This window comes from Vibrio sp. RE88, from assembly GCF_013113835.1.
In the GTDB taxonomy this organism is placed as follows: Bacteria; Pseudomonadota; Gammaproteobacteria; order Enterobacterales; family Vibrionaceae; genus Vibrio.
On sequence record NZ_VTYQ01000017.1, the window covers coordinates 98,675 to 107,928 of the forward strand.

General features: G+C 48.0%; 8 protein-coding genes. 7 read left to right on the plus strand and 1 reads right to left on the minus strand.

The features are described from left to right. Positions 1 to 54: 54 nt before the first annotated feature. The 7 genes from F0265_RS23895 (at position 55) to F0265_RS23925 (ending at position 8,026) form a co-directional block, all read left to right on the plus strand. Positions 55 to 1,665, plus strand: coding sequence for a peptide ABC transporter substrate-binding protein (locus tag F0265_RS23895; protein ID WP_171750584.1), 1,611 nt, complete (start codon positions 55 to 57; stop codon positions 1,663 to 1,665). Positions 1,666 to 1,736: 71 nt separating this feature from the next. Then, complete coding sequence (gene oppB / locus F0265_RS23900; RefSeq protein WP_006960248.1) at positions 1,737 to 2,657, plus strand: oligopeptide ABC transporter permease OppB; 921 nt, start codon at positions 1,737 to 1,739, stop codon at positions 2,655 to 2,657. Between the two features lie 10 nt (positions 2,658 to 2,667). Continuing rightward, entirely contained in the window at positions 2,668 to 3,597 is a 930-nt protein-coding gene (locus F0265_RS23905) for an ABC transporter permease subunit (protein ID WP_006960247.1), read from the plus strand. Between the two features lie 9 nt (positions 3,598 to 3,606). Then, the gene (locus tag F0265_RS23910) at positions 3,607 to 4,596 is read left to right on the plus strand and encodes an oligopeptide/dipeptide ABC transporter ATP-binding protein (RefSeq protein ID WP_171750585.1); all 990 of its coding nucleotides are present in this window, start codon (positions 3,607 to 3,609) and stop codon (positions 4,594 to 4,596) included. Positions 4,597 to 4,605: 9 nt separating this feature from the next. Beyond that, positions 4,606 to 5,601 (plus strand): dipeptide ABC transporter ATP-binding protein, encoded by a 996-nt coding sequence (locus F0265_RS23915; protein ID WP_171750586.1) that lies wholly within the window; start codon positions 4,606 to 4,608, stop codon positions 5,599 to 5,601. Further along, positions 5,598 to 7,385, plus strand: a complete 1,788-nt coding sequence (locus F0265_RS23920; protein ID WP_171750587.1) for an aminopeptidase P family protein — start codon at positions 5,598 to 5,600, stop codon at positions 7,383 to 7,385. The genes F0265_RS23915 and F0265_RS23920 overlap by 4 nt, the downstream gene beginning before the upstream one ends. A 185-nt stretch (positions 7,386 to 7,570) precedes the next feature. Next, positions 7,571 to 8,026, plus strand: a complete 456-nt coding sequence (locus F0265_RS23925; protein ID WP_171750588.1) for a hypothetical protein — start codon at positions 7,571 to 7,573, stop codon at positions 8,024 to 8,026. 59 nt (positions 8,027 to 8,085) lie between these two features. Here the strand turns inward: F0265_RS23925 and F0265_RS23930 are convergent. Continuing rightward, a partial coding sequence (locus F0265_RS23930) for a hypothetical protein (RefSeq protein ID WP_171750589.1) occupies positions 8,086 to 9,254 on the minus strand: 1,169 nt, incomplete at its 5' end.

Genomic DNA, 9,254 nt, shown 5'->3' on the forward strand with positions numbered 1-9,254 from the left:
TCCCTCCCTTCAGATGATAGGGATTTCATCCGATAAGGACATTACGAGGAAGCTATGAAAGCAAAACAACTGATCGCACTGAGTGCTATTGCAACGGCATTATTTGCCAGCAATGCTCTCGCCAAACCATACCCATCAGGAACGCAGCTCGCTGAAAAACAAGAGATTGTTTTAAACAATGGAGCTGAGGTCACTTCAATTGATCCGGCAAAACAGGCCGCAGAGCCAGCGTTCAACCTAGGGCGAGACTTGTTTGAAGGTCTGACAGTACAGGATAAGCAAGGCAAAACCATTCCCGGCATCGCTGAAAGCTGGCAAGCGAATGACAACAATACTGTCTACACCTTTACGTTGCGTCAGTCTCAGTGGTCGAATGGTGACCCATTAACGGCACACGATTTTGTTTATAGCTGGCAGCGCCTTATCGACCCGAAAACCGCGTCACCTTATGCTTGGTTTGCCGCGATTCCCGGAATCAAAAACTCCGCCAAGATTATGAAAGGTGAAGCACCAGCTAACACCTTAGGCGTGCGCGCCATTGATGATCACACCTTTGAAGTGACATTAGAAAAGCCAGTGCCTTTCTTCATCAAACTTCTGAGCCACCCTGTCCTTGCACCAGTTCACCAAGCCACGGTAGAAAAATACGCCAGCGAGTGGACTCAGCCAAAAAACATCGTCACCAATGGCGCTTTCACTGTGTCTGAGTGGAAAGTAAACGAAAAAATGGTGATGACAAAGAATGAGAAATACTGGGATGCTGACAACGTCATACTTGACCAAATCACTTGGCTACCTATCGGAGATGCCAATGTTGCACTAAACCGCTACTTAGCCGGCGAAATTGACCAAGCTCTGTCGATTCCCGCGGCTCAAAAGAACAAGCTTCTAAAACAATATCCAGAGCAAGTGGCGGACACCAGTGCATCACTTGGCTCGACGTTCTACTATCTCAACACCAGTAAGGGCCCGACCAAAGACCTTCGTGTCCGTCAGGCACTCTCCTACGCTATCGACCGAAACATCATCACAAAAGCCATCGCCAAAAATGGCGGCATTCCAATGTTTACTCTGGTTCCCCCTCAAACCGATGGTTTCAAATCTCACACACCGGAATTCGCGACTTGGACTCAGCAACAACGTAACGCCAAAGCTAAAGCGCTGATTAAAGAGGCCGGTTACAGCAAGAGTAATCCACTTAAGCTCACTTTCACCGTGCCGACTTTTTCTAAAGACGTCAAAATGGCCACCGCGATGGCTGGCATGTGGAAAAGTGTGTTAGGCGCAAAAGTCGAAATTAAGCAACTTGAGCCAAAGGTATTCTATGCGCTGAAAGATCCGGGCAACATTAACCGTGGTGGCTGGACGGCTGACTATAACGAAGCCTCAACCTGGCTGGACATCTTTGTCTCGACCGGTGAATACAATGACTCAAAGTACAACAACCCAGAATATGATCGCCTGATGGCTGAATCGAAGAGCCTCAGTGACCCGTCACAGGAATACATTGCTGCGGAACAGCTTCTGATTCAGGACATGGCGATCATCCCTATGTACCGCAATGGCAACGATCAATATCTGATCAAGGATTACATTGGTGGCTATGAGCGTACCAATCCAGAATCCTCTTATTACCGCAAAAATGTCTATGTGAAAGCACATTAACCCGAGTTTGCCCGAGCCTGTCACTTATCCCTAGCACAGGCTACGGGCTTTTTTCTACGCAAGGAAATGTCATGTTGTTGTACATATTGCGCCGCTGCCTGATTGCCATACCGACATTGCTGTTTATTGCACTGGTGTCGTTTTGGTTAATGCATATCGCGCCCGGCGGCCCATTTGATATGGAACGCCCAATGCCAGAAGTGGTACGGGCAAATATCGAAGCCAAATTTCACTTGAACGAACCCTTTCTGGTTCAGTTTTTCATTTACATCACCAACTTCCTTCAAGGCGATCTCGGCCCAAGCTTTGTCTATCAGGATTTCACCGTCACCCAGCTTGTTGCTCAATCTTGGCCAGTGTCGGCGATCCTTGGTGTTATCTCGTTTTGTATCTCTGTGCCATTAGGTATGTTACTTGGCACCATTGCCGCCTTAAACCGCAATGGTAAAGTTGACTATTTACTTATGTCACTTTCAATGACAGGAGTGGTCATCCCTGCGTTTGTATTGGCTCCGGTATTAGTCACGATTTTCTCGATTCAGCTCGGTTGGCTACCCGCCGGAGGGTGGGAAGGGGGGGAGCTCTCTTTCTTGATCTTACCCGTGCTTAGCTTGGCGATTGGATCCGTTGCCAGTATTGCGCGCGTGATGCGCGGTGCCATGATCGAGACGCTCAATCAACCTTACATCCGCACCGCAAAAGCGAAAGGCCTGTCGACCAGCTACATTCTGTTTCATCACGCGCTGCGCCCTTCACTCATCCCTATCATTGCCATGCTCGGCCCCAGCTTCGTCGCGGTAGTAACAGGTTCGGTCATCATCGACATCTTTTTCAGCACTGGCGGCATGGGGCAGCATTTTGTCTCAGGTGCCCTTAACCGCGACTACGGTTTGGTGATGGGCATAACGCTGATCGTCGCCTCTTTGACCATCTTCTTCAATTTGGTGGTCGACATCCTTTACACCATCATCGACCCACGCATTCGAATTTAGGAGCGTCGCTATGTTAACCAAACGCATTGATGCCACGGAACTGACAGAGCAAATGAGTGCTCAGATTGAAGCGGTTGAAGGCAGGAGTCTATGGCAGGATGCCTGGACACGTTTTCGTAAAAACCGCGCCGCCATGACGTCGGTTTATGTCTTGATGTTTATCATCGTATGCATCATTTTTGGCCCGCAGGTCGCGGCATTCGGCCATGACGAGATTGACTGGAATGTCGTCGTCGATCCCTATGAGCTAGGTAAACCGTCGTTTAGTTCTGGTCATTACTTTGGTACCGATGATCTTGGTCAGGACATCTTTGCCCGCACCATGCAAGGTGGGCGTCTCTCAATCATGGTCGGATTCATGGGCGCACTGGTTGCCGTGATTATCGGCACAGCTTGGGGAGCATTATCCGGATACATCGGAGGCATGGTCGATAGTGTGATGATGCGAATCATTGAAGTACTCGACTCAGTGCCCTTCATGTTTATGGTCATTTTGTTTGTCACCCTGTTCGGCAACAACATCTATCTGATTTTTGTTGTGATTGGCATGGTGTCTTGGCTAGGAATTGCCCGTGTTGTTCGCGGCGTGACCTTTAGTATCAAGAAACGCGAGTTTATCGAAGCCGCCCATTCCATTGGTGTCTCCCGTTTCACTATCGTTCGTCGCCATGTACTGCCTAACGTCCTGGGCATTGTGATGGTGTACTCCTCACTTATGGTGCCCGGTTTTATTATGTTTGAATCCTTCCTTAGTTTTCTCGGGCTCGGCGTTCAGCCGCCCGATACAAGCTGGGGCATTCTGATTGCGGAAGGCGCTAAGACCATTGATGTGGCTTTGTGGCAACTGATGTTCCCTTCCATATTCTTAGTCGCCACCCTGTTTTGCTTCAACTTCATCGGTGACGGGCTGCGAGATGCCCTCGACCCTAAAGATCGCTAAGGAGGCCCCATGAGTATTTTATCGATCAAAGATATGAATGTGCGTTTCAAAACACCTGATGGTGAAGTTCATGCCGTCAGTAATCTGTCCTACAACATCCACAAAGGTGAAACACTGGGTATTGTTGGTGAGTCTGGCTCAGGGAAAAGTCAGTCCGTTTTTGCCTTGATGGGGCTGACTGCCGATAACGGTATTGTTTCTGGTCAAGCGAGTTTTCATGGCGAAAATTTACTCAGCATGTCCAAAAAACAGCTTAACCACATCCGCGCAGAAAAAATCGGCATGATCTTTCAAGATCCGATGACATCACTCAATCCATTTATGAAAGTCGGTAAACAACTTGCCGAAGTGTTAATGGTTCACAAAGGCATGAACCGCAGTGATGCCAACCGTGAAGCGCTCACCATGCTTGATGCCGTTAGGATCCCTTCTGCTGCCACTCGTATGGCTCAATACCCTCACGAGATGTCTGGTGGCATGCGGCAACGAGTGATGATCGCGATGGCCTTATTGTGTAAACCGGAACTTCTGATTGCTGATGAGCCCACCACCGCTTTGGACGTCACAGTACAAGCGCAGATTCTCTCTCTATTACGCGATCTGCAGTCTGAATTTCACACGGCAATCTTGTTGATTACGCACGATATGGGCGTGGTCGCTGAGATGTGCGATCGGGTGTTGGTTATGTATGGTGGGCAGAAAATGGAAGAGGCGGATACAGACTCTCTGTTCAACCACCCAGCTCATCCGTATACCCAAGGCCTACTCGAAGCTATCCCTTCTATTACTAAAGATATGGACAGGCTTCCGACCATTCCCGGTAACCCACCGAGTGCTCTCACAGAACGTAAAGGCTGCCCGTTTAAAGAGCGCTGCAATCACTATCGACCAGAATGTAACGCGTCAGTACCACCATTTCGGTCACTATCCCAACATCAATCTCTGGCTTGTCATGTTAATGGGCCTCAGGCCGTTACTCAGATAGCGCGTCGAGCATAGGAGAGCAACATGAAACAGCAAGTATTGCTTTCAGCGCGTGATTTGCGCGTGCACTTTAACATCAATAAACACATCCTGCCGAGTAAGCGCAAAGTGGTCAAAGCGGTGGATGGCATCGACCTCGATGTTTACCGCGGCGAGACGCTCGGTATTGTTGGCGAATCGGGTTGCGGTAAATCAACAGTGGCGCGGGCACTATTAAGACTGATTGAACCGACAAGCGGGCAGTTGCATTGGAAAGGACAAGATCTGTTGGCGCTGGGGAAACATCAGCTCGCTGATAAGCGGCGTGAGTTTCAGATGGTCTTTCAAGATCCATCAGCCTGCCTCAACCCTAGGCTCACGATCTCAGAGTGTATTGCCGAGCCTTTATTGACCCACGAACCCAGTCTGTCACGCTCAGAAGTGGAGCAGCACGTGATAAAAATGATGGATAAAGTCGGTCTTCTAGCCAGCCAGCGGAACCGCTACCCCCATGAGTTTTCAGGCGGGCAGTGTCAGCGAGTGGGGATTGCCAGAGCGTTGATTCTCAAGCCCGATCTTGTGGTTTGTGACGAACCCGTTAGCGCACTCGATGTTTCTATTCAGGCGCAAGTCATCAATCTTCTTGACGATCTTAAGCAAGAGATGGGATTAACCATGGTGATGATCGCTCATGATCTTAGCGTGGTACGTCACATCAGTGATCGAGTCATGGTGATGTATCTGGGTAAGCCGATGGAGGTTGGTCGATACGACAAAGTCTTTGATCACGCTCACCATCCTTATACCAAAGCCTTGTTATCCGCCGTTCCGGTTGCCAACCCGACCTTAGCAAGACAGAGAAACGTTCAGCTATTGCCCGGCGATCTTCCCTCGCCTCTCAATCCGCCAAGTGGTTGCGTGTTTAGAACGCGCTGCCCGGACTCCAGTGAGCAGTGCGCTCAGCAGAAGCCCACACTTAGCGGACATTCCGACCACCAGATTTTCTGTACTCATATACAAATAGGAACCCATAACCCATGACCTTAACGACCGTTCCTCAGCGCCTTAATGCTCTGCGCGAGAAAATGGCTGAGCACCAATTTGACGCCTATATAGTGACAAACAATGACCCACACTCCAGCGAGTACTCGGCAGATTACTGGCTGGCGAGAGAATGGATTTCTGGCTTCACTGGCTCAGCGGGTAACGCCGTCATCACGACACAATCCGGCGGCCTTTGGACAGATGGACGCTACTATATCCAAGCTGCCGAGCAATTAGAGGGCTCGGGATTAGCCTTGTTTAAAGCCCGCTTACCAGAAACTCCAACCATTGCACAGTTTCTTGCGGACAGTTTGGAACAAAGCAGTCGAGTCGGTGTCGATGGACGAAGCATCAGCCAGCAATTTTATCTGGAGTTGAAAGCCGCCTTTAAAGCCAAGTCGATACAGTTGGTCCTTGATCAGGATTTGATCAGCCCAATATGGGCTGACCGCCCTGCAAGACCGAGCGCTACTCTGTTCAATCATCCACTCGAAATTGCGGGACAAACGGCAGGTGAAAAAGTCACGAGAATTCGTCGCGTACTCAAGCAGAAAGCGGCTGATGCACTGCTCGTTTCCACGCTTGATGATGTGATGTGGACACTCAATATCCGCGGCGGGGATACCCTGTACTGTCCAATTTCTGAAAGTTATCTGCTGATTACCCTTCACAAATGCCAACTCTTTGTCGATAAGCAAAAGCTGACAACTGAAGTGATCTCAACTCTGACAGAACACGGTATAGAGATGGAAGACTATACGCAGCTTATCAAGGCATTAAAGGGAATTACTCCTGATTCAGTACTCATTCATGATCGCAGAAACACCGACAGTTTGTTGATCAGTCACATTCCTTCTCAAGTACGTTTGCTCAATATGGCTTGCCCAGTCACTGCAATGAAAGCACGTAAGAATCACACTGAACTTGCCAGCATGGAGGAGACATTACGCAAAGATGGCGCCGCCGTCGTCAGATGTATGAAGTGGCTGGACGAGCAAGTACCCAGCGGTAAGGTAACAGAGCTCAACGCTGAACAAACCTTAATGGGATACCGCAAGGAAATTAACGGCTATATTGGGGAGAGCTTTCGAACCATTGCTGGTTTCGCCGAGCATGGTGCGAAAATGCACTATGCTGCCGACGATAAGAGCAATTACCGCGTTGATGAAAGCCAGTTCTTTCTAGTCGATTCAGGCGGTCAATACCTAGGCGGGACGACAGACATTACCCGCACCTTCCATTTTGGTCAGCCATCGGCGCAACAACGTCGCGACTACACCTTAGTGCTCAAGGCCGTGATTCGTCTCACCCAAACCCGTTTTATGAAAGGCTCCACTGGCGCTAATTTGGATATCATGGCACGCGGCGTTCTGTGGCAACACGGTATAGATTACAAATGTGGTACTGGGCATGGCGTTGGCATCTGTCTGAATGTCCATGAAGGGCCGCAGAACTTCTCTCAAAACCCAGCAGAAGTTGCTTTAGAGCCGGGGATGGTCATCACCAACGAACCGGGCGTTTACCGTCAAGATCAATACGGGATTCGCATTGAGAATATCCTCAAAGTGGTTGAACTGGAAGAAAACGAGTTTGGGACGTTTTATGGTTTCGAAACCATAACTTTAGCGCCCATTGCGACTAACATGTTGGATAAATCCATGCTGTTAAAAGACGAGGTGCACTGGCTCAACGCCTACCATCACCAATGCCTAGAACAACTCAGCCCATATTTGGATTCAGATACCCAGAATTGGCTGAATTCGGCCACAAAGCCGATTTAACCATTTGTCCTTTGTAACTTCTTTGCCAACCGTAAGGTTGGCTTTTTTACGACTAACCATTTGATAGATTTGTGATTTATCAATATCGATCAGCATAACCAATACTGATAGAATTCCACCAAATAAATAATCAATACAAATACCAACACACTTCCACTGATGTATTGGCTCGGAATGTTAAAACCATGAAATCGCTATCTATTCTAATCGCTACGCTTGCCATATCCGGCTGCGTTACCACACCAAAGTTTGAACAAGACATCTCTGGTCAGTGGCAATGCTCCGCAGAATCGACCATCGAACTCGTTAACCTCAAGTACAGTGACAACGTCCATTACTTCAAAGATGGACACTATGAAAAAGAGTCACTTCTGAAAATAACCAATTTAGACACCGACATCACTTATGACGTCAATATATTCAGTAGCGGGAAATGGATGAAACGCAACGCTTCGCTGCTAGAGGTGATTGATGAGCTTGAGACCACTTTTTCAGACAACTCGCCTGAAGAGTTGCAAAAAGTTTTCACTGACAAACTTTTTCCTACCGTAACCGAAAAGTGGAAATTGAAAGCAGTGAATGAAAGTAAAATTTCAATGACGGCGCTATCGGGAAGCCAGCTTTCTTGCGAAAAAAACTAATGAAGAAAGAGTAAATACACAGGGTATTTACTCTTTTTAATCTCAGGTGAGGTTAGTCATTATTGAACGGTAATTGTTTGAGTCGCTTCGTCTGCACTCACATTTCCATTATTCTTTCCTGTTACCTGAACATTAAAGTCTCCGGTGTTCCAACTTGAAGCATTGATCTTTCCGGTAGACCAAGAGCCATCCGACTCTACTGTCACAACTTCATCAAGCTTGGTACTAAAGTTCCGCTTAACTTTCACGGTTAGCGTGCCATTGTGTTCGATACCTTTAGATTGCCCTGTGATATAAAACTCGCTAATTTCGTCTGATTCAATAACGTTATCGCCTGTTACTGACTCAATTTCGATCAGAGGTTTAACAAAAAACGGTTCTTTATATGCTTCTTCTGCTTGATTCGCAGAAGCATCTTCAAACGTGATCAATACAAACTCTTCCGTCGCACTGCCCGCCGTTAAATCAATCCCACTTTCCGTTTCGGCCATCCAATGATCAGATAGGTCACCAATCATACCAACTTTAGTGAACTTCATCGGCACGCCAGCAAAGGTCCCCGACAACCCTTTCACAGGTTCATCAAAATTGATGGTTAAACTCACTACGCTACCAAGTTCAGGTTCAGATGGCGTGAGAGATTCCACATCCGTTACGGTTGGCGGCAAAGTATCTACAATAGATACCTTATCATTCATCACAAGCTCTGCGTCTATCCCTTGTTGGTTCAAACCAGTGACTTCTACAGTAATGAACCCTAATGGCCAATTGGACATATCCTGACCACTACTGTTTGTAGTCCATACACCACCTTCGGAAATAGACACAGTTTCTTGCCAATTAAAAGATGACTCTTCTTGCGAGGTCACTTTAACGGTAATCATTTTTGAATCTCCTGCGAACCCAATACCCGTGCCATGGATAACAACATGCCCAGCTTCTTGAGAGTCGATCTGATTGTTACCTTCCACTGTGTCTAGAGACAGTACCGGTTTCACCCCAGTTGTTGTCTCTTTATCACTGTCCGCTACATTACCCGAGAGGTCCTTATAACCCGCATTCACCACCGCTGTAATCGTGTCTTCATTGGACGACAGCGTAACGGCCTCTTCCGTTTCACCTAACCACTGCTGGGCGGGGTCGTTACCCTCGAACTTCACTGCCACACCACCCACAGTCGCCGTCACATCCGTCACGAGCTCACTGAAGTTCACCGTAATCGTTACCT

What these genes read in the sequence shown, in the direction of transcription:
- F0265_RS23920 (WP_171750587.1), top strand. Translation starts at nt 5,598, where the DNA reads ATGACCTTAACGACCGTTCCTCAGCGCCTTAATGCTCTGCGCGAGAAA.
- F0265_RS23915 (WP_171750586.1), top strand. Translation starts at nt 4,606, where the DNA reads ATGAAACAGCAAGTATTGCTTTCAGCGCGTGATTTGCGCGTGCACTTT.
- F0265_RS23910 (WP_171750585.1), top strand. Translation starts at nt 3,607, where the DNA reads ATGAGTATTTTATCGATCAAAGATATGAATGTGCGTTTCAAAACACCT.
- F0265_RS23895 (WP_171750584.1), top strand. Translation starts at nt 55, where the DNA reads ATGAAAGCAAAACAACTGATCGCACTGAGTGCTATTGCAACGGCATTA.
- F0265_RS23925 (WP_171750588.1), top strand. Translation starts at nt 7,571, where the DNA reads ATGAAATCGCTATCTATTCTAATCGCTACGCTTGCCATATCCGGCTGC.
- F0265_RS23905 (WP_006960247.1), top strand. Translation starts at nt 2,668, where the DNA reads ATGTTAACCAAACGCATTGATGCCACGGAACTGACAGAGCAAATGAGT.
- oppB (WP_006960248.1), top strand. Translation starts at nt 1,737, where the DNA reads ATGTTGTTGTACATATTGCGCCGCTGCCTGATTGCCATACCGACATTG.